Source organism: Peptoclostridium litorale DSM 5388, assembly GCF_900141635.1.
In the GTDB taxonomy this organism is placed as follows: domain Bacteria; phylum Bacillota; class Clostridia; order Peptostreptococcales; family Peptostreptococcaceae; genus Peptoclostridium; species Peptoclostridium litorale.
Map to the genome: position 1 here is coordinate 153,229 of NZ_FSRH01000003.1, position 19,044 is coordinate 172,272.

Sequence of the window (19,044 nt, forward strand, 5' to 3'; positions counted from 1 at the left end):
ATTGAAGCATAGAGCGTTTATTGCAACTAGTTTTGTGGCTACATATAATTCAATATGTTTAATTATAGCATGCGTTTGCAATCGTTTAGTTATAAAAAACGGAATTTTCAGACTTATTAAAGTTGCACAGGTGAGTTGGAATCCGCTGCTGTGAAATGTGGATATTGTCATATCTCAGTAAAACAGCAATGATAAAGCTCTAACTGGGTATATATGAAATGAATTTATATTGCACAGGGTAGTATCTATTTTGATTTAAAAACGAGAGGGAGTGAGAAAGAGTATGTTCACTAAAAGAATGGGGATATGTGTTGCTTCAGGTGCTATCCTGGGCATGTTTTGTATCGCGGGAGCAATGATAAGGTCGGGGTTTGAAAAAGACGCCCTGTATTTGTTTGCTTTTTGGTACAATCGGCTGCTTATGGGAGTGGTTATAGGCTTAGCCGGAAGAACTCAGGTTATGCCAAAAGCAATTGGCAGGGGAGCGCTTCTTGGTTTACTTGTTTCATTTGCCTTTTACAGTTCCACAGGTTTTGATGATGCCGTGGGATTTTTGGCTGGGATTGTTTACGGGGGGATTATTGAATATGTTTCATTTAAATACGGTGTTGAAGCTTAGCGACGAAGGTATAATGTACCTCCGTGTATTTGTAAAGCTATATCATCGAATTACACTTCCTGTTTTGACGGATAATAATATGCTATAATCTATATTGTATATATTATCCATATCAAATCGCTTGAGAGGTTCATATGAAAAATGACATGGCAAATAATTCTAGAAATTTCACGATAAGCAAAAAAAGCATTTTCATTTTATTTGCAATTATTATTCTGTTTTTTTCTTCATTCTATTATTTTTACATATACACTCCAAAAGTAAATAATGACATAAAGTTTACAAGCTCAGAAATCGAGTATCTTAAGAATACGGATAAAATCTTGTACGCGGCGGATCAGAATGCACCCCCGCTCAGGTTTGTAGATAAGTCGGACGGGCAGTACAAGGGGGTTGTTATCGACTATATTTCGCAGCTTTCGCTTGAACTAGGCATAAACATCGACACAAAGCCGCTCCCGTGGGAAAACGCCATCGAAAGCCTTAAATCCGGTGAAAGCCAGATGTGCGACATGTTTTCAAATGAAGAAAGGGCGCAGCATTTTATTTTTACAAAGCCCATATACAATCTAAGGGCGGCAGTTGCCGTCAACAGTTCCTATTCTGGAGGTATACGGGAAATATTTTCCCGAAACATCCGTCTTGCCACTCAAAAAGGGGACTATCTCAACTCGTATATGATCAAAAATTATCCAAATGTGGAGCTTGTCTACACGCAGGATATAGAGTCTGCATTTGAGCTTTTGAGTAAGGGACGTGTAGATGCTGTCGCAGGGGACGAGCCTGTAATCTTGTATTTTCATGACCCACTGAAGAATCCGAATATCAGGATACTGGACAACACACTCTATGAAAATACAGTTGTATTTGCACTTCCTAAAAATGAACCTGTTTTGCTTTCAATACTAAACAAGGGGATAGATTCGATAAACTCCAAACGTCAGCTTGAGAAAATACAGCAGAAGTGGTTTGGAATATCGGCGCCAATAACCCGTCCTGAAAAAAATAATTCTGTTGCAAAATACGCTTTTTTTGCAACTATCCCATTTTTAATTCTCTCAATGGCGGTGCTCTATATAAACGCTTCTTTAAAAGAGCAGGTAATTGCTTATGCCGAAAAAGAAAAGTTTCACGAAAGACTTTCTCTTCAGGCGAACAAGATGGCTGCAATTGGGGAACTGGCTTCGGGAATTGCGCATGAAATAAGGAACCCACTTGGAATTATAAGAACTCAAAGTTTTATTATAAGAAGCAGCCTGGACACTTGCGAGCCTACTGTCAAATCTCTCGAATACATTGACAATGCGGTGGAAAGAGCAAGCAAAACAATTGACAACCTTTTGAATTTCTCGAAGATATCGGGAGAGACAACTGAAAGAACGAACATGAGAACATTCATTGAAAATATTGTTTCACTTGAAAGAGAAATTCTTACGAAGAGAAACATAGTGATGGAGTTTAACTGTAACAGCTATACGATTGTTCCCATAAACCAGGAGGCCATGAAGCATATACTTATAAATTTGTTTTCAAATGCCGTAGACGCCCTTTGTGTGTACGATTCCAATGGCAAGTATGTTAGAAATTTGAATGACTCTCCTAAAATAACAGTTGAAGTATATATAAATAAAGAGGAGCCGTCCCTAATGATAAATTTTTCAGATAATGGAATTGGCATGGACAAAAAATATTCAGATCAGATTTTCAATCCGTTTTTTACCACGAAGGGACCAAATAAGGGAACGGGACTGGGGCTTTATATTGTCTACAGTGAAATAAGCAAATTAAATGGCAAGATATGGCTTGAAAGTGAACTGGACAAGGGTACAACCTTCTTTGTCAGTATACCAATAAAACTGATTACGCATGAAAAATAGAAAGCCGCTTTCATGTCATATTAAATAACCGGAAATTGAAAAAATGCTTTTAAGGAAGTGATCGCATGAGCAAAATGAAAATATTGGTTGTTGATGATGAAATAGACTACAGGGAAACGTTCAAGATGCTGCTTGAAGGCAGGAATTTTACTGTTGAAACTGCAGAAAGCGCAGATGTCGCTCTTGAAAAAATGCACAATGAGTATTTTCCTCTTGTTTTGTCGGATGTGATAATGCCAGGGACTGATGGGATAGACTTTTTGATTAAAGCAAAATCGGAAATACTTAAGCCGTTTGAGATTATACTTGTGACAGGCTATGGCAATATCCAGACTGCAATTTCTGCAATAAAAAACGGAGCCTTCGGCTTTTTCATCAAAAGCCATAATCCTGAAGAGTTGATAATAGAGATTGAAAAGGCAAGGCGTTCTGTTGAAATGAAAAACAAGCTGTCGATGTATGAAAAGCAGAGCGGAGACGAATCCTATCTAAGTACAAGCAAAAATCTTAAAATGAACAGAGTCATTGAACTTGCAAAAACTGTAGCCTGCTCAGATTCAAATGTTCTTATTACTGGGGAATCGGGAGTCGGAAAAGAAATTATTGCCAAACTCATCCATGAAAACAGCACACGAGCCGATATGCCTTTTGTAGCAATAAACTGCCAGTCGTTTTCGGATAATATTATCGAATCAGAGCTCTTTGGCCACGAAAAGGGCGCTTTTACGGGAGCCTTTGGAAAACGCATTGGCCGTTTTGAGGAGGCAAGCGGCGGTACAATTTTTATGGATGAAATAGGAGAACTTTCTCAAAGCACACAGGTAAAAATGCTTCGAGTCCTCGAAAACAGAAGTGTGGAGAGAATAGGTTCCAATAAAAGCATATCTGTAAATTTCAGATTGATTTCTGCAACCAATAGGAGCATTACGCCTGGGATCCAAGACTTTTTCAGAGAAGATCTTTTCTACAGGATTAATACTATCGAATTAAACATACCGCCCCTGAGAAAAAGAAAGGAGGATATTGAGGATTTGATTTTTTTCTTTTTAAATTGCTTTAACAAGAGCACTAAAAAAAACATATCTTCGATAAGTCCCTCAACTATGGAATTTTTAAAAGGCTATGATTACCCTGGCAATATAAGGGAACTTAAAAATATAATTGAAAGACTTGTAGTGACGTCGAAGGGCGGAATTTTAAATATGGACTATAGCGACTCGTTTGATTCAAAAATAAAATCAGACAATAGCTTTTCAAAAGATTGCGGCAGCATAGACAGTTTTATTTTCGAGGGAGACAATATTATTTCCTACTCTGATGCAAAGAAGAATTTTGAAAGATATTATTTTGAGAAGGTTATGGAAAAGTTTGATGGAAATATTACGAAGGCCGCGGATTTCATAAATCTGAGTAGGAGGCAGCTGTTCAATAAAATAACGGAATTCGGATTGAAATGATAAAAAAACAGTGCATACAATTGTATGCACTGTTTTTTGAGTTTATTTATATTTCTGGATTAGAATCCTATGCTCTTTTTGCGACCGCTTCAGAACTGTTTTGTCCAATGCCGTCATTTCTTCCTATGCCAAGGAAAATGCTTGTTACCATTATTGCCATCATTATATATGCATATACAACAAATGGTGTGACGTTAAGAGCTGTGAGTGGTGCAACGCTGTCCTTTGCAAAGCCTATTGTGTATATTACTGCAGGGGTCCATGGAAGTGAATAAACGAGAGTGCATGACGTAGCGTCCATAAGGTTTGCTGCCCTGTATGGGCTGATTCCGAATTTTTGGCTTAGAGGTTTTGCAAATGATGCTCCTACAGCCAGTATGGCAGGTGCATTCAATCCCATCATGGCTGAAAGCGCTACTATCATGCCTGTTATTGTGAATTCGGCTCCAACTGGTCCTTTTGCAACATTTCCAAGAACTGAAAGAAGTTTCTTGTCTCCTTCGCCGGCTCTCATAATTGCAATTGAGCCAAACAGTAGAAGAGCCAATATACATACCTGAAGCATGGAATTTATTCCCACGTAAATTATGCCGTCAACCGTTCTGTCAAGACCTTCTCCCGATACTCTGAAAAGAGCCTCTTTTGCTACATCTGCAGAAGGGTCTATCTGCACTAAGTCCATAAGTCCAAGGCCGACTGCGGTTGCGCCTGAAATGACTATACCTATTGTTGTTGCGATTATTATATCTCCGGTTTTTATGGCTATTGCTATTGTTATAGCCACAGGGACAAGCATAACAAGTGTCTTTTTATCATATGCCACAATTGAAGCCGCCGATGCAGTTCCCTTATAAATAAAGCTAAGTATAATAAATGCGATTATGCTTAGAATTCCTGCGGTCAAAGCATATTTAAGCCTTGATTTTACAACCCCAGGCACATCTACACCTTGAGATGTTGCTGAACATATGGTTGTATCTGAAACAGGGGCAAGGTTATCACCAAATGCCGCTCCTGATACTATAGCACCTGCAAGAAGTCCCGGATGAATCCCAAGAGCAACCCCTGCAGGATAAATAACGCCCATGCCCGCGGCTATAGTCCCGAATCCGGTTCCCGAAGCAGTTGCAAATACTGCAGAGGCTATAAATGATATTATAAGAAACACGGTAGAGCTTACGCCCATGCTTGCTGCAAGACCCGCTATTCCGCCTGCAAGACCTGATGTACGGAGTATTCTTGAAAAAACTCCTGCAAATATCCAGCAGACAATCGGTATTACAGCTTCTCTGCTCGCCATTCCGTCTATTATTACGTCTGCATATTTTCTTTTATCCTTTGCAAAGAAAAATGCTACTATGAGAGCCATGAATGCAGGCACCCAAAGCGCCCCATCCGATATTGAAGCGAAGTGAAAGGTTGTTATAACTATGAGTGTTATGAACACTATGAAGGGAATGAATGACATCCATTCGCCTCCGTAAAACTCCAGTCTTTTATTTTTCATATATTATATCCCCCCTGCATTATTTTTTAAGTTCAGCCAGTGTATTTTCTACAAATTCAATGTCTGTATTTGTCTCTTCAGCCAGAAACTCTATGTCGCATATTGTAGGCGTTTTGCCTGTAAATTCCAGAGAATTTTTTATGAGTGATTTCCTAAGCTTTGTCATATCAAGATCTTTTGCCTTTATCATGGAAGGGTGCTCTGGTAGCACTATGTTTTTGCCCGGAATTTCATCTGCAGGATTTCCAAATATCACCTCGATGCCGTTTTCCTTTGCGAATGAAAGCTGAGGCTGAACATGTTTTCCAGCTCCTGTGTATTCTGTTTCCTGAACAAGTACCATCTGGTCTTTATCCATTTCCTGTGCAATTGAAAATGCTGCTGCCAGGGCAGTGTTGCCTGCAGGTCCCTTTTCAATTCCTTCAAGACTTGCAAGAGATTCTGTGATATAGAATACCTCACCCTGATTTATAGTTACATATCTATCCATATATCGCATAGGCCTTGCAGCTGATCTTGGGACGTCTGACCTGTCAGGCCAAGTAGTAAAAGGCATTCCAAAACCGGTGTGTCCTGTTGTGAATGATTTCTTGTTGAAATGCTTGTCTGATGCCATGTGAAGACCCTTTAGGTTTACACTTGCCGCCACCACCTTCGATTTTGCTCCGGCTTTTATAAGTCCTCTTGCTGTTCCTGTAAGATTTCCTCCGCCGGCATTCGTACATACCACTACGTCAGGATCTTTTCCGTATTTTTCTCTGCACTGCATAGCTATTTCATATCCGAGGGTTTCAACTCCGGCTATTCCAAATGGAGTGTATAGCGAAGCGTTGAAGTACCCTGTTTCTTCGAGAAGCAAAAGGAATTTGTAGAAAAGTTCTGGTCCGACTGAAAGCTGAACAACTTCTGAGCCAAGAGCCTCACATGCCCTTGCTTTTTCTACTATCTCAGGCTGCCCTATGCCGTTTGAGTCATAGCACTCTTGTACTATTATGCATTTAAGTCCGGCCATTGCAGCCTGAGATGCGACTGCTGCCCCGTAGTTACCGCTTGTTGCTGCAATTACACCTTTGTAGCCTAGTTTTTTGGCATGATAGACTGCATTTGCAGCTCTTCTTGCTTTAAATGAGCCTGATGGGTTTGATGCTTCATCTTTTATGAATATTCTTGCGCCCTTACCTTCAGGTGCTATTTTCCTCGCAAGAGCAGTGAGGTTTTTAAGCTCGAGTATCGGAGTATTTCCCACTGCTGTTGAATACTGTATATTCTGCATTTCGCTAAGCGTATATCCTGTTTCTTTCATCATTTTTTCATAGTCGAATGAAATTGAACCACTTTCAAATATACTGTAGTCTATTCCAACGGAAGCTTTCATGATTTCTGCTTTTCTTGCCATTACTGCGCTATAGCCGTTATCTATTTTCATTATCTTCACCTCCAAAAAGAATCTCTCTCACCTGTTCGCTTACCCTAAGCAGTTCAGGCACAAATCTTCCGAAATCATGTTTGTAATAAGGGTTCACTTCAAGCAGTGTTCCCCTTTCAATTCGTTTTGTTCGTGTAGTGATTTCCACTTCATCTCCAATTTCAGCATCACCGTTTAGAGAACCTTTTACCCACATTTCCAGAGGCACTTTTTTTGTATCATCTGGTACTTGTGGAGCCCTTTCTTCTGGCTTCAAAATATTCCTGTGGATTATTACCCACTCACCATTTTTGATCATTGTATCCTCCTCTTAATAACAAAAAATTTAATAGCGTTTTCTTTGAGTTTGTAATTTTGACTCTGCTAAATACAAGTGCAATTTTCATGCCAGATTGACGTTTTTAACAGAAATTTTGAGGATTTTATTTATTGGTTTTCTTAGAATGCTCATTTTAAGGGATTTTCATGCGTATATTTATACGGATGTTTCCAAGACGAATGTTTGTGCACCTCATTCGTTTTGAGGAAAAAGTATTTTCGTAAACAAAATTAAGAAAAAATTTGCCGGCAAGCTAGGCAAATTTTTTCCAGCAGGAATTATTTTTCATGGCTATTCGTATTTGTTTGTTGCCACGGTATTGTTGAAGTCTGCGTTTGAATTTGGGATTTTCGAATCAAAAATAAGGAGCCAGGTACAAACTTATTAAACAATCGCGGTAATTGCATAAGTGAAATGTAGAGAATAATTGATCATGTCAAGAAATTGGCTTATTTTCTCTGAAAAAATACAAAAACTTGATAGTTTTGTAGGCGCATAAAGAAATGAAATTTAACATTGCTTTATATGCCTTTTTTGATAAACTATTGAAATATAGGGGGATTATACAAATTTAGATCAACATAAAAATACATAGCAGCTCCAAAGCATAATACGTCCGGACGTTTATACCTATGCATGCCTGTGACATATGGTTTGGTGGGCCGGAATTTCATAAATTATTTTAAGAGGTTTACAGGAACTTATGTTATAATTAGACGTGTTTAAGTTAACATAAAAATTATTAAGGGGTAAAAGGGGTATGTTTGTATGAAAATTAAAGCTCCAATCAAAATAGACAGGAAGACTAAAAACCTTGCAAAACGTTTAAGTCCAGGTGAAATAGCAGTTATAAACCACAGGGACTTAGACGAGGTTGCGGCGGATTCGCTTGTTGAAAAGAAAGTGAAGGTCGTAATAAACGCAGATCTGTCTATAAGCGGAAAATATCCGAACAAGGGACCTCACTTGCTTTGTGAAAAGGGAGTTCTTATAATTGACAATGTAGGGAGCGAAATATTTGGACTTTTAAAAGATGATGACGTGCTCGAAATAGAAGACAGCAGGATATATCTTGATGGAAAGCTGATAGGAGAAGGGGATATACTGGACTGCAAGAGGGTCGAGGAGCTTATGGAGGTATGCCATGCTAACCTCTCTCAAGAGCTTGACAATTTCATAGACAATACAATAGAGTATGCGCAGCGAGAAAAGAGTTTCATACTTGACGACATGAATATACCAAAAACTGATGTGGATATAAACGGAAGACACGTGCTTGTGGTGGTGAGAGGTCAAAATTACAAGGAGGACCTGAGCACCATAATTTCATATATAGAGGAGGTAAAGCCTGTACTCATAGGAGTGGACGGCGGAGCCGACGCCCTTTTGGAATACGGGTACTCACCCGACATAATAGTAGGGGATATGGACAGCGTCACAGACAAGAGCCTCAAGAAGTGCAAGGAGATAATAGTCCATGCATATCCTGATGGAAGGGCTCCGGGTCTTAAGCGTATAGAAGAACTCGGACTCAAGGCAACTGTCTTTCCTGCGATAGGGACAAGCGAAGACATAGCAATGCTCATAGCATATGAAAACGGTGCGGAGCTTATAGTTGCGCTTGGAACTCATACTCACATCATTGACTTTCTGGAAAAGGGGAGAAAGGGGATGTCGAGTACATTCCTTGTGAGGATGAAAATAGGGGCAAAGCTTATAGACGCAAAAGGTGTAAGCCTTCTTTACAGAAGCCGAATGAAGATCAAATACGTACTGGGGCTTATGATAGCGGCTCTCTTCCCCGTACTAATAGTTGCGTCTATATCTCCTCAGATACAGCAGATAATGAGGCTGATAGAGCTGAGGCTAAAGTTTCTATAGCATTGATTTGTAGGACTGAATTTAATAACACAATTGAAAAGGGGAATAAAAATGCATATAAACATGAAGTATTATGTGGTTACGATAAGTGCGATATTCATAGCACTGGGAATAGGAATACTCATAGGATTCAACCTTGACGGGGAGATGTTTTTCAGCGAGCAGCAGACACAGATAATTCAAAAGCTTGAAGAGAGGCTGGTAGAGGTCAAATCCCAAAAGGAAGAACTTGAAATAGCAGTCCAGACATTTGAAAAAAACAGGGAACAGCTCAACAACTATGTCGAAAACAGCAGCAGCTCCATAATAGAAAATGAACTTGAGGGGAAGACCATAGGAATGGTTTATACAACAGAGGACTATTTCTATCCGAATGTTGCGGAGTTTATAAAGAAGGCCTCGGGCGAGGTGGCGTTTGAACTATTGCTCAAGGACACCCTTGCAGAAGAACTGGACATGAATGCATTTAACCAGGAAATGGGAACTGGGTTTGAAAGCAAGGATGCACTGGTGGAATACATTTTAAAGACTATAATGGAAGACAAGAATTTTGAGTTTGCAAATGCACTGTCTGAAAAGGGATATGTAAAATTCACGCTTTACAAAGAGGGCGGATTTGACGCTGTGGACTCTGTGGTTATTGCAGCGGGAAGCATGGATGAGAACAAGGCCAAAATGGACCTTTTTGACGGAAATATAACGAGATATTTCAACCAGAAGAACATAAATGCAGTTGAAATTGAAAAGAAAAATGTTGAATTTTCATATGTGTCTTACTACAAGAAGTCAAAGACTTCAACTATAGACAATGTGGACAGCATAACGGGGAAAATATCGCTTGTAATGGCCTTGGGCGGCAAAAACGGGCATTTTGGTGAAAAAGAAACAGCTGAAGAGCTTATGCCAAAGAAAATAGATTAATACAGGCAAAGGGAGAGTGAACAGTTACTTTTGTAACGGCATTTATGAAAACTAGCGTACTTATACCAGCATATAATGAAGAATCAAGAATAAGAAAGACGTTGATGGGAATAATTGACATTGAAGAGATAGACGATATAGTAGTGGTGGATGATGGATCATTGGATGAAACATACAGCCAGGCGCAGGGAATAAAAAAGGTAAGGGCATTCAAGCTGGAAAAAAACATGGGCAAGGGATATGCCATGAATTTTGGGCTTGGCCACATGAATGAAGCGGATATAATAGTATTTTTGGATGCGGATGTATGCGAATCCTCATCGGAGATAAAAAAGCTCATAAATCCAATATTAAAAGGCGAGTGCGACGTCACAATAGCGGCATTTCCTCCAGCAAAGAAAAAGGGAGGATTCGGACTTGTGAAAAGGCTTGCCAGAGGTGGAGTGAGGCTTTTCACCGGCAGGGAAATAAATTCAAGCCTTTCGGGACAAAGGGCGTTTAAAAGAGAAGTCATAGAAAGGCTTGGCGAGGTGCCTGCAGGGTACGGAGTGGAAGTTGGAATGACAATAGACATACTAAGATCCGGATACACCATACAAGAAGTGCCGGTTCATATGACCCACAATGAAACGGGAAGAAACATCTCGGGATTCAAGCACAGGGGAAGGCAGTTCTACCACATACTGCTTATACTTTTAAAAAAGGCAATGGGGAAATAGCCTGTGAGCAGATTGGAGGTAAATTAATTGCTGTATTTTGTACTGATACTTGCGGGTTTTGCAGGAACAAGAATTTTAACCCCTTATTTCAAGGATATGATATGTGAATCGGGAATGGTAAGGAAGAATTACAAGGAAGACCCGATACCGGTGAGCATGGGAATGTCATTCTTGCCGCTCATGCTTGTAAACTGCGCTATTATACTTTACTTTGAAAAGTATGAATTTGTAGGCACATACATGTTTGCGGTAATGGCCATGAGCTTTGCGGGCATAATTGACGACACCATGGGAAACAGGAGTTCAAGCGGATTCAAGGGGCATTTCAAGGCCCTTTTCAAGGGCAAGCTTACGACTGGAGCTTTCAAGGCCTTGTTTGGGGGGCTTGTTGCTCTTTTTGCGTCAATACCCATATCCACAGGCGTTTTGGATATGATAATAAACACGCTTTTGATAGCGCTTTTCACCAATTTTTTCAACCTGATGGATTTAAGGCCGGGAAGGGCCATAAAGGTGTATTTTACATCTTGCGCCGCAGTTTTTCCATTCATACCTAATGACATAAGGCTTTTGGCGGTTGGAAGCATTTCATCTGTGATGGGCTATTTTCCAGAGGACATAAAGGCCAGGGCCATGATGGGAGATGCAGGCTCAAATGTGCTTGGAGTTTCAATAGGAATGCTAGTGGCTTTAGGGCTTGGTGGGGGCGCTAAAATGGGAGCTTTGATATTTTTGGTGCTTGTCCACCTGATTGCTGAAAAATATTCTATAACAAAGATGATAGAAGGAAACAGGCTTCTCGACTATGTAGACAAGATAGGACGATAGGAGAAAAAAGGAGTATACAATGCTTAGCAAAAAGACTGGTTTGGTCAGATCAATAACAAGAGAATATGACGACATGCAGGAGATGACTGTGGAAATAGATGGCAATATAGAAAAGGCCATATCATATACACTGCTCACAGGCAAACTCAGCGAAGGAGACAGGCTTCTTTTGAACACTACGGCTGTAGAGCTTGGGCTTGGAACTGGAGGCTACCATTTCGTAATTGCAAATATGGACAGCCCGCAGAGTCAGATGAGCCCGGGCGGCCACATAATGAAGCTCAGGTACACTCCCTTCCAGATAAAGTGTTTTGCAGTGGAAGAGCAGGAGAGCAAGTACCACGAAGAGATAAAAAGGTTTTCATCGCTTGAAGGAACCCCTGTTGCAGTTGGAACGCTTCACAGCCAGCTTGTGCCGTTTGCATGCACGGCGAAATTTATGGACTCTGAAAAGAAGATAACATATATAATGACTGACGGGGCGGCTCTTCCGATGTATCTGAGCAGGAATGTGAAAAGCCTAGTGGAAAAGGGTCTTATAGACCATACAATAAGTTGTGGTAATGCATTCGGGGGCGAATTCGAAAGCGTAAATGTCCACTCTGCAATTATATTTGCAAAGCAGGTGCTTAAATCTGATATAATTATTATATGCATGGGTCCTGGGATAGTTGGAACTGGAACGAAATATGGTTTCACAGGCATAGAGCAGGCCTATATACTGGACAGCGTGGCAAAGCTGGGAGGACGTCCGGTTGCAATTCCAAGGATAAGCTTTGCGGACAAGAGGGAAAGACATTTTGGAATAAGCCACCATACTGTAACCATACTGGGGGACATGGCGTGGTGCAGGGCTGAAATTCCTATAAACATACAGGATGAAAGCAGGCTTGAAAGGGTTAGGGCCCAGATTGAGGAAAACGGGCTTATGGAAAAGCACGATGTGGTCTTTGTTGATGATGATTCGACAAAAATTGCCCTCGACCACTATGGTATGAAGGTCAAAAGCATGGGCAGAGGTTTCGAAGAAGATGAAGAGTTCTTCAAGGCGGCGTCAGCTGCGGCATACCACATAATGGAGGGATTGAAATGATAGTAAGGGAAGAAACCATGAGCAGTGAAATCGTATACAATGGCAAAATTGTAAACCTCAGAATCGACACTGTAGAACTTCCGAAGCAGAGATACTCAAAGAGGGAAATTGTTGAGCATCCTGGAGGCGTAGGCATAATAGCTCTTACTGAAGAAAATGAAGTCATAATGGTCAGACAGTTCAGAAAGCCGATTGAAGACTGTGTGCTTGAAATACCCGCTGGAAAGCTGGACAATGGTGAAGATCCCAAAAAGTGCGCCATAAGAGAGCTTAAAGAGGAAACCGGATATGAAGCGGAAAACATGGAGTTTTTATTGGATTTTTACTCTTCGCCGGGATTTACAGATGAGAAGATACACATATATTTTGCCACTGGGCTTAAAAACGGCAAGGCGCAACCTGACGAGAATGAATATATAGAGATAGAAAAATACAAAATAGAAGATCTTGTCCAGATGATAAAGGACAATGAGATACATGACGCAAAGAGCATAATATCAATATTATATGTGGACAAACTGCTGTAGAAACTTCCCCTTCCCAGAATAATGAGCTATTATAAGCTTTGGGGAAGGGGATTTGTTCTACATAATTTTTTGGAAAAGTTTTAATTGGGAGAGATATGAATGGAAAAAATCCTCAAAAAATATAAGGAGTATATAAAGGATGAAAAGAAATTATCTGAAAATACAATAATGTCTTATGAAAACGACATTAAAAAATATTTTGGATACATCAAATCCAAAGAGGCAAATATTGAAGGGGCTACGGAAAATGACGTGATGGGTTTTTTGATACACCTTCAGGGCATGGAGATGTCAACTTCAACGCTTTCACGCATGGTTTCTTCTATAAAGTCACTATATGAATTTATGTGTGAAAAAGAAGGCGTGAAGAAAAATCCTGCCAAAAATCTTAAAAAGCCCAAAATAGAAAATGGGGGCATTGCAATACTAACCCAAGAAGAAATAGTGAGTATTCTTGACAGAATAAGCATGGATTCCGAAACAGGGAAAAGGGACAGGGCTCTTTTTGAAATACTGTATGGAACCGGGATGAAGGTGTCTGAGATAATATCAATAGACGTGGATGATGTGAACCTTGAAATGGAGTATATAAGTTGCAGTTGCTCGGGAAGCAGCCGGGCTATTCCCCTTGGAAGCCTTTCATTGAAAAGTGTCAAGGCATACATGGAAAATGCAAGAGACAGCATTGTGGGAAGTGAAGAGCAGAAGGCTCTTTTTGTGAATTCAAAAGGGGAGAGGCTCACAAGGCAGGGGATATGGAAAATAATAAAAAAATACGCAAAAATGGCGGAGATAGACAAAAGCGTCACACCCTCGGTAATTAGAAATTCATTTGCAGTCCACATGATTCAAAACGGGGCGGACATAAAAATAGTGAGCCAGATACTGGGGAATTCCACACTTTCATGCATGCAGGCCTATATGGATACAGTGAGAAAAAGTGCGAGAAAAGAGATAAAAAACAATCACCCTAGAGGCTAAAGTGCACAGATTTGAGTTTTATATTGTATAATCAGGGGTTCGATAATATAATAATATATTATGTAAAGTAAATAAATTTACACTCATGCTGCAACTCACGTACTGAAAGAGGGTATACTATGAAAAAATTTTTGGCCTTGGCGCTAGCGGCCATAGTGGCGGTTTTGGGCGCAGGGATGTATTTTAAGGCCCAGATTGGACCTTACGAAAAAAACAGCAGTGAATATGAGGTAGTCGAAATTCAAAAGGGGACATATATGGAAGGCGCGGCAAATATTCTGCATGAGAAAAAGCTCATAAGGAATGAGATCTTCTTTAGGATATTGGCCAAGACCAACGAAATGGAATCAATAAAAGCGGGCAAATACAAAATTTACAGGTCGAGCTCGAATGTTGAGATACTCCATATGCTAAACAGCGGCGATACATTCAGCGAGGGCATATCAGTGACAATTCCAGAAGGTTTTGAATCATACAAGATTGCAAACAGGCTTGAGGAAATTGGAATTGCAAGCAGTGAAAGGTTCATGGAACTTGTGAACACTCCTTCTGTATTTTATGACGAGGCGGAGTTTTTGAAGGGCGAAGACATAAAGACTCTCGAAGGATTTTTGTTCCCGGACACATACTATTTTGAAAAGGATGATAGCGAAGAGCAGATAATAGCAAAAATGCTCAAAAGATTCAAGCAGGTGTATGCGCCGGAATATGAAAAAAAGCAGGAAGAGATGGGACTTACATTAAATGAGATAATAACAATGGCGTCGCTTGTCGAAAGGGAGGCGAAAGCTGACTCGGAAAGAGAGTTGGTTTCGTCTGTATTTTACAACAGGCTCAAACTGGAGAGAAGGCTTGAATCCTGCGCCACTGTACAATATATATTGAAGGAGAGGAAGGCAAACTTAAGCTATGCCGACCTTGAGATAGATTCTCCATACAACACATATAAATATGCAGGGCTTCCTCCGTCGGCCATAGCATCGCCAGGCCAAAAGTCAATAAAGGCGGCCCTTTATCCTGCTGATGCGGATTATCTATATTTTGTAGCAAAAAAAGACGGAAGCCACACTTTTTCAAAAACTTACAAGGAACATTTAGAGGCAAAGAAAAAGAATTTTTCGGAATAGGTGGGTGAGAATCCATCTATTTCTTTGTGAAAGGGATGATATAGTTGAGCAACATAGTAAGCGAACCGGTGGAAAATTATATAAGGGCCACTATAAGGGAAAGGGAGCCGTTCTTGCAGGAGCTTGAGGAATATGCACATGAAAACATAGTTCCGATAATACAGCCGGAAGTGGCTCAGCTCATAAGGGTTATGCTGAACTTCCAAAAGCCGAGGAAGATACTGGAAGTGGGGACTGCTATAGGTTACTCTTCGATAGTGTTTGCAAAATCTGCCGGAGGGGAGTGCGAGATAACAACCGTGGAGAGAAATGAAAATATAATACCAATCGCCAAAGAAAACATCAAAAAAAGCGGTTTTGAAAAAAATATAACCATACTTGAAGGAGACGCCTGCGAGATTTTAAAGGAATTAGAAGGCGAATATGATATGATATTTTTGGACGCAGCAAAAGGCCAGTACAAGCTGTTTTTCGACCTTGTATTTGACAAGCTCAAAAAAGGCGGACTTTTGATATCAGACAACATACTCTACAAGGGAATGGTTGCAAGCGACGAGTTTGCAGTAAAAAGGAAAAAGACAATAATAAAGAGGATGAGAAACTATCTTGACCACATATGCAGCATTGACGAGCTTGAGACGAGCATAATCCCGATAGGGGACGGAGTGGCGCTTAGCTATAAAAAATAATGAGTATAAATATAAATTAATAGAGAGCATGAGGTGCATAAAATGACAGATATAGAACTTTTGGCTCCAGCGGGAGACCTTGAAAAACTTAAAATGGCAATACTGTACGGTGCGGATGCCGTATATCTTGGAGGAGAGAGATTCGGCCTGAGAGCGGCTGCTAAAAACTTCTCCATGGAAGAGGTAAAAGAGGGCGTTGAATTTGCACATGCCAGGGGCAAAAGGGTATTTGTGACCGTAAACATGATACCTCACAATGAAGACTTTGAAGGACTTGACGAATACCTGAAGGAACTTGAAGATGTGGGAATAGATGCATTCATAGCATCAGACCCTGGAGTGATAATGAAAATCAAAGAGGTTACTCCGGGAATGGAGATACACCTTAGCACTCAGGCCAACAATACAAACTACATGAGCGCAAGGTTCTGGCATTCGCAGGGCATAAAGAGAGTAGTGGTTGCAAGGGAACTTTCTTTTAAAGAGATAAAGACCATAAGGGACAATATACCAGAGGATATGGAAATAGAGGCGTTTGTGCATGGTGCAATGTGCATATCGTATTCGGGAAGATGCCTTATAAGCAACTACATGACGGGAAGGGATTCGAACAGGGGAGAGTGCAAGCATCCATGCAGATGGAACTATGTTCTAATGGAAGAGAAAAGGCCTGGGGAGTATTTTCCTGTATACGAGGACGAAAGGGGAACATTCTTTTTCAACTCCAAGGACCTTTGCATGATTGAAAACATCCCTCAGATAATAGAGTCTGGAATAAAGAGCCTTAAGATAGAAGGAAGAATGAAGTCGGCATATTATGTGGCAAATGTCGTAAGGGCATACAGAATGGCTATAGACGCATATATTGAAGATCCGAAGGGCTGGAAGTTCAATCCGGAGTGGATGGACGAGATTAAGACTGTAAGCCACAGAGATTTTACAAACGGATTCTATTTTGAAAAGCCGGGCCCAGATGAGCATCACTACGGTTCAAGCTCTTATATAAGAGGATACGATTTCATGGGTGTTATAAAAGACTATGACAGCGATAAGAAGGTCGCGCTTGTTGAGCAGAGGAACAAGATCCAAATCGGAGATACAATGGAAATAATAGGGCCGGATTTTGAAAAGATTGAATTCACGGTAGAGCAAATGTGGGATGCAAACTGGAAAGAGATCGAGTCGGCGCCGCACCCTAAGCAGCTTATAAACATAAAAATGGACATTGAAGTAAAGGAAAACTATATAATAAGAAAAAAAGTAGAGAAGTGATTAGCTAAGGGGTAGATTATTATGAATAAAAATGACCAGAAGATACTTATAAATTTTGAAGAAAAAATAGGCTACTCATTCAAGGACAGGGCTGTTTTAAAGGAAGCCCTGTCGCACAGTTCGTATGCGAATGAAAACAAGGTGCATGGGGCGAAATGCAACGAGAGACTCGAGTTTTTGGGGGATTCAGTTCTAGGACTTGCTATAAGCAGCTATCTGTTTAAAAATCTTGAGCTGCAGGAAGGGGAGCTTACAAAGAAAAGGGCCACAATAGTATGCGAGAGGTCTTTAAGCCAGGCGGCAAAAAAGATAAACATGGGCGAGTTCTTGTTCCTGGGAAAGGGCGAAGAGGCCACAGGGGGAAGGGAAAGATCGTCGATACTTGCAGATGCGTTTGAAGCGGTGATAGGCGCCATATATATCGACGGAGGAATGGAAAAGGCGACTGAGTTTATACAAGTGCGTCTAAAAGACATAATACAGGCGTCTATGAATGGAAACATATTCAGGGACCACAAGACAGAGCTTCAGGAAATACTTCAAAGCATAGGGAACGGCGAGAAGATAAGATACGAGCTTGTAGACGAATTCGGCCCTGACCATGACAAAAAGTTCATAATGGAAGTTAAATTCAATGAAAAGGTTTTAGGAAGCGGACAGGGAAGGACAAAAAAAGAGGCGGAGCAGGAAGCTGCAAAAAAAGCCATAGAAAGGTTTGCTTAAATATGAAGGGAAAGAAGATAATACCTATATTTGTTCCTCATATTGGATGTCCGCATGACTGCATATTCTGCAACCAGAGAAAGATAACAGGGCTTCAAACAGACATGAACGCTAAAAGGGCAAAAGATATAATAAAGGAGTACCTGCAGACCATAGACACAGAAAGTAATGATGTGGAGATAGCCTTTTTCGGGGGAAGCTTTACTGCAATAGACATCCATTTCCAAAGGGAGCTTTTGGGCGTGGCCAGATCATACAAGGAATCCGGAAAGGTCAAAGACATAAGACTTTCGACAAGGCCGGATGCAATAGATGAAAAGAGGCTGCAAATTCTCAAGGAATATGGAGTTACAATAGTCGAACTTGGAGTGCAGTCTATGGACGAGACGGTCCTCAAAAGCAGCATAAGAGGGCACGATTCCGAAGTGGTAAGAACTTCCGCCAATATGATAAGGGAGCATGGATTTACACTGGGGCTTCAAATGATGGTGGGGCTTCCTGACGACAATGAGCAAAAATGCATATATACGGCAAGGGAGTTTGTAAAGCTTAGTCCGGATTTTGTAAGGATATACCCGACTCTTGTGGTTCGGGATACGGGACTTGAGAGGGACTATGAGCGCGGAAGCTATGTCCCTTTTGACGTAGAGAAGACCGTGGAGATAGTGAAGAAGCTTATGGTCATATACAGTCTCAATGACATAAAAATAATAAGAGTCGGGCTTCAGCCAACTGAAAACATAACCATGGGAAACCAAGTGGTAGGCGGCCCGTACCATCCGGCTATAAGGGAAAAGGTAGAAAGCAGGATATACAGGGACTTCATACACTCTCTTATAAAAGAGTGCGGTGAGGAAAAAGTGACGGCAAGGGCAGCGAAGAAAAACATGTCAAAGATTATAGGCAACAAAAAGGAAAATATATCATATTTCAAAAACATGGAAATTGAGCTTGCTGTAGTCGAGGACAACTTAGTGAGCGAAAGCAGCTTGAAAATATTGCTTGGAGAGAAAGAGCTCGACTTTAGCCTTTACCAAATATACAAATGTCTTGAAAAGATGTATTTTAGGGGGTAGCT

General features: G+C 40.6%; 18 protein-coding genes. 15 read left to right on the top strand and 3 right to left on the bottom strand.

Going from position 1 to position 19,044, the window contains the following annotated elements; genetic code table 11:
• The first annotated feature begins 283 nt into the window (after positions 1 to 283).
• The 3 genes from BUQ87_RS03970 (at position 284) to BUQ87_RS03980 (ending at position 3,953) form a co-directional block, all read left to right on the top strand.
• Positions 284 to 619, top strand: coding sequence for a hypothetical protein (locus BUQ87_RS03970; RefSeq protein WP_038268043.1), 336 nt, complete (start codon positions 284 to 286; stop codon positions 617 to 619).
• Positions 620 to 942: 323 nt separating this feature from the next.
• Positions 943 to 2,496 (top strand): transporter substrate-binding domain-containing protein, encoded by a 1,554-nt coding sequence (locus BUQ87_RS03975; protein WP_159434261.1) that lies wholly within the window; start codon positions 943 to 945, stop codon positions 2,494 to 2,496.
• A 74-nt stretch (positions 2,497 to 2,570) separates the two neighbouring features.
• A complete protein-coding gene (locus BUQ87_RS03980; RefSeq protein ID WP_242943769.1) occupies positions 2,571 to 3,953 on the top strand; it encodes a sigma-54-dependent transcriptional regulator in 1,383 nt (460 codons plus the stop codon).
• 67 nt (positions 3,954 to 4,020) lie between these two features.
• Here BUQ87_RS03980 and BUQ87_RS03985 read toward each other — a convergent pair whose 3' ends face one another.
• Genes BUQ87_RS03985 through ortA form a run of 3 tightly spaced genes read right to left on the bottom strand, consistent with a single transcriptional unit; the run spans position 4,021 to position 7,184 of the window.
• On the bottom strand, positions 4,021 to 5,460 hold the full coding sequence (locus BUQ87_RS03985) for a Na+/H+ antiporter NhaC family protein (protein ID WP_038268050.1): 1,440 nt from the start codon (positions 5,458 to 5,460) through the stop codon (positions 4,021 to 4,023).
• A gap of 19 nt (positions 5,461 to 5,479) precedes the next feature.
• The gene (gene ortB, locus BUQ87_RS03990; RefSeq protein WP_038268052.1) at positions 5,480 to 6,886 is read right to left on the bottom strand and encodes a 2-amino-4-oxopentanoate thiolase subunit OrtB; all 1,407 of its coding nucleotides are present in this window, start codon (positions 6,884 to 6,886) and stop codon (positions 5,480 to 5,482) included.
• Positions 6,873 to 7,184, bottom strand: a complete 312-nt coding sequence (gene ortA / locus BUQ87_RS03995; RefSeq protein WP_038268054.1) for a 2-amino-4-oxopentanoate thiolase subunit OrtA — start codon at positions 7,182 to 7,184, stop codon at positions 6,873 to 6,875. Before ortA ends, ortB begins: the two co-directional genes overlap by 14 nt.
• 789 nt (positions 7,185 to 7,973) lie before the next feature.
• Here ortA and steA point away from each other — a divergent pair.
• The 12 genes from steA to BUQ87_RS04055 all read left to right on the top strand — a co-directional run bounded on the left by steA (position 7,974) and on the right by BUQ87_RS04055 (position 19,042).
• Complete coding sequence (gene steA / locus BUQ87_RS04000; RefSeq protein ID WP_038268056.1) at positions 7,974 to 9,086, top strand: putative cytokinetic ring protein SteA; 1,113 nt, start codon at positions 7,974 to 7,976, stop codon at positions 9,084 to 9,086.
• A 51-nt stretch (positions 9,087 to 9,137) separates the two neighbouring features.
• Positions 9,138 to 10,007, top strand: a complete 870-nt coding sequence (locus BUQ87_RS04005; protein WP_038268058.1) for a copper transporter — start codon at positions 9,138 to 9,140, stop codon at positions 10,005 to 10,007.
• A gap of 44 nt (positions 10,008 to 10,051) precedes the next feature.
• Positions 10,052 to 10,726: a glycosyltransferase family 2 protein gene (locus BUQ87_RS04010; RefSeq protein WP_038268060.1), complete on the top strand. Its 675-nt coding sequence runs from the start codon at positions 10,052 to 10,054 to the stop codon at positions 10,724 to 10,726.
• Positions 10,727 to 10,753: 27 nt separating this feature from the next.
• Complete coding sequence (locus tag BUQ87_RS04015; protein ID WP_038268062.1) at positions 10,754 to 11,554, top strand: MraY family glycosyltransferase; 801 nt, start codon at positions 10,754 to 10,756, stop codon at positions 11,552 to 11,554.
• A 19-nt stretch (positions 11,555 to 11,573) separates the two neighbouring features.
• Positions 11,574 to 12,647, top strand: a complete 1,074-nt coding sequence (locus BUQ87_RS04020; RefSeq protein ID WP_038268065.1) for a DUF3866 family protein — start codon at positions 11,574 to 11,576, stop codon at positions 12,645 to 12,647.
• Positions 12,644 to 13,174 (top strand): NUDIX hydrolase, encoded by a 531-nt coding sequence (locus BUQ87_RS04025; protein WP_038268067.1) that lies wholly within the window; start codon positions 12,644 to 12,646, stop codon positions 13,172 to 13,174. The genes BUQ87_RS04020 and BUQ87_RS04025 overlap by 4 nt, the downstream gene beginning before the upstream one ends.
• A gap of 99 nt (positions 13,175 to 13,273) precedes the next feature.
• Complete coding sequence (locus BUQ87_RS04030; RefSeq protein WP_038268069.1) at positions 13,274 to 14,155, top strand: tyrosine-type recombinase/integrase; 882 nt, start codon at positions 13,274 to 13,276, stop codon at positions 14,153 to 14,155.
• 119 nt (positions 14,156 to 14,274) lie between these two features.
• Entirely contained in the window at positions 14,275 to 15,282 is a 1,008-nt protein-coding gene (mltG, locus tag BUQ87_RS04035; protein WP_038268071.1) for an endolytic transglycosylase MltG, read from the top strand.
• 44 nt (positions 15,283 to 15,326) lie between these two features.
• Positions 15,327 to 15,971, top strand: a complete 645-nt coding sequence (locus tag BUQ87_RS04040) for an O-methyltransferase (RefSeq protein ID WP_038268073.1) — start codon at positions 15,327 to 15,329, stop codon at positions 15,969 to 15,971.
• Positions 15,972 to 16,013: 42 nt separating this feature from the next.
• Entirely contained in the window at positions 16,014 to 17,243 is a 1,230-nt protein-coding gene (locus BUQ87_RS04045) for a peptidase U32 family protein (protein WP_038268075.1), read from the top strand.
• Between the two features lie 21 nt (positions 17,244 to 17,264).
• Positions 17,265 to 17,966, top strand: coding sequence for a ribonuclease III (gene rnc / locus BUQ87_RS04050; RefSeq protein ID WP_038268077.1), 702 nt, complete (start codon positions 17,265 to 17,267; stop codon positions 17,964 to 17,966).
• 2 nt (positions 17,967 to 17,968) lie between these two features.
• The gene (locus BUQ87_RS04055) at positions 17,969 to 19,042 is read left to right on the top strand and encodes an elongator complex protein 3 (RefSeq protein ID WP_038268079.1); all 1,074 of its coding nucleotides are present in this window, start codon (positions 17,969 to 17,971) and stop codon (positions 19,040 to 19,042) included.
• The last annotated feature ends 2 nt before the right edge of the window (positions 19,043 to 19,044 follow it).

Coding starts and splice junctions, on each gene's coding strand:
- BUQ87_RS04055 (WP_038268079.1), top strand. CDS start 17,969: ATGAAGGGAAAGAAGATAATACCTATATTTGTTCCTCATATTGGATGT.
- rnc (WP_038268077.1), top strand. CDS start 17,265: ATGAATAAAAATGACCAGAAGATACTTATAAATTTTGAAGAAAAAATA.
- ortB (WP_038268052.1), bottom strand. CDS start 6,886: ATGAAAATAGATAACGGCTATAGCGCAGTAATGGCAAGAAAAGCAGAA.
- BUQ87_RS04005 (WP_038268058.1), top strand. CDS start 9,138: ATGCATATAAACATGAAGTATTATGTGGTTACGATAAGTGCGATATTC.
- BUQ87_RS04025 (WP_038268067.1), top strand. CDS start 12,644: ATGATAGTAAGGGAAGAAACCATGAGCAGTGAAATCGTATACAATGGC.
- mltG (WP_038268071.1), top strand. CDS start 14,275: ATGAAAAAATTTTTGGCCTTGGCGCTAGCGGCCATAGTGGCGGTTTTG.
- BUQ87_RS03970 (WP_038268043.1), top strand. CDS start 284: ATGTTCACTAAAAGAATGGGGATATGTGTTGCTTCAGGTGCTATCCTG.
- steA (WP_038268056.1), top strand. CDS start 7,974: ATGAAAATTAAAGCTCCAATCAAAATAGACAGGAAGACTAAAAACCTT.
- BUQ87_RS04010 (WP_038268060.1), top strand. CDS start 10,052: ATGAAAACTAGCGTACTTATACCAGCATATAATGAAGAATCAAGAATA.
- BUQ87_RS04020 (WP_038268065.1), top strand. CDS start 11,574: ATGCTTAGCAAAAAGACTGGTTTGGTCAGATCAATAACAAGAGAATAT.
- BUQ87_RS04045 (WP_038268075.1), top strand. CDS start 16,014: ATGACAGATATAGAACTTTTGGCTCCAGCGGGAGACCTTGAAAAACTT.
- BUQ87_RS03980 (WP_242943769.1), top strand. CDS start 2,571: ATGAAAATATTGGTTGTTGATGATGAAATAGACTACAGGGAAACGTTC.
- ortA (WP_038268054.1), bottom strand. CDS start 7,184: ATGATCAAAAATGGTGAGTGGGTAATAATCCACAGGAATATTTTGAAG.
- BUQ87_RS03985 (WP_038268050.1), bottom strand. CDS start 5,460: ATGAAAAATAAAAGACTGGAGTTTTACGGAGGCGAATGGATGTCATTC.
- BUQ87_RS04030 (WP_038268069.1), top strand. CDS start 13,274: ATGGAAAAAATCCTCAAAAAATATAAGGAGTATATAAAGGATGAAAAG.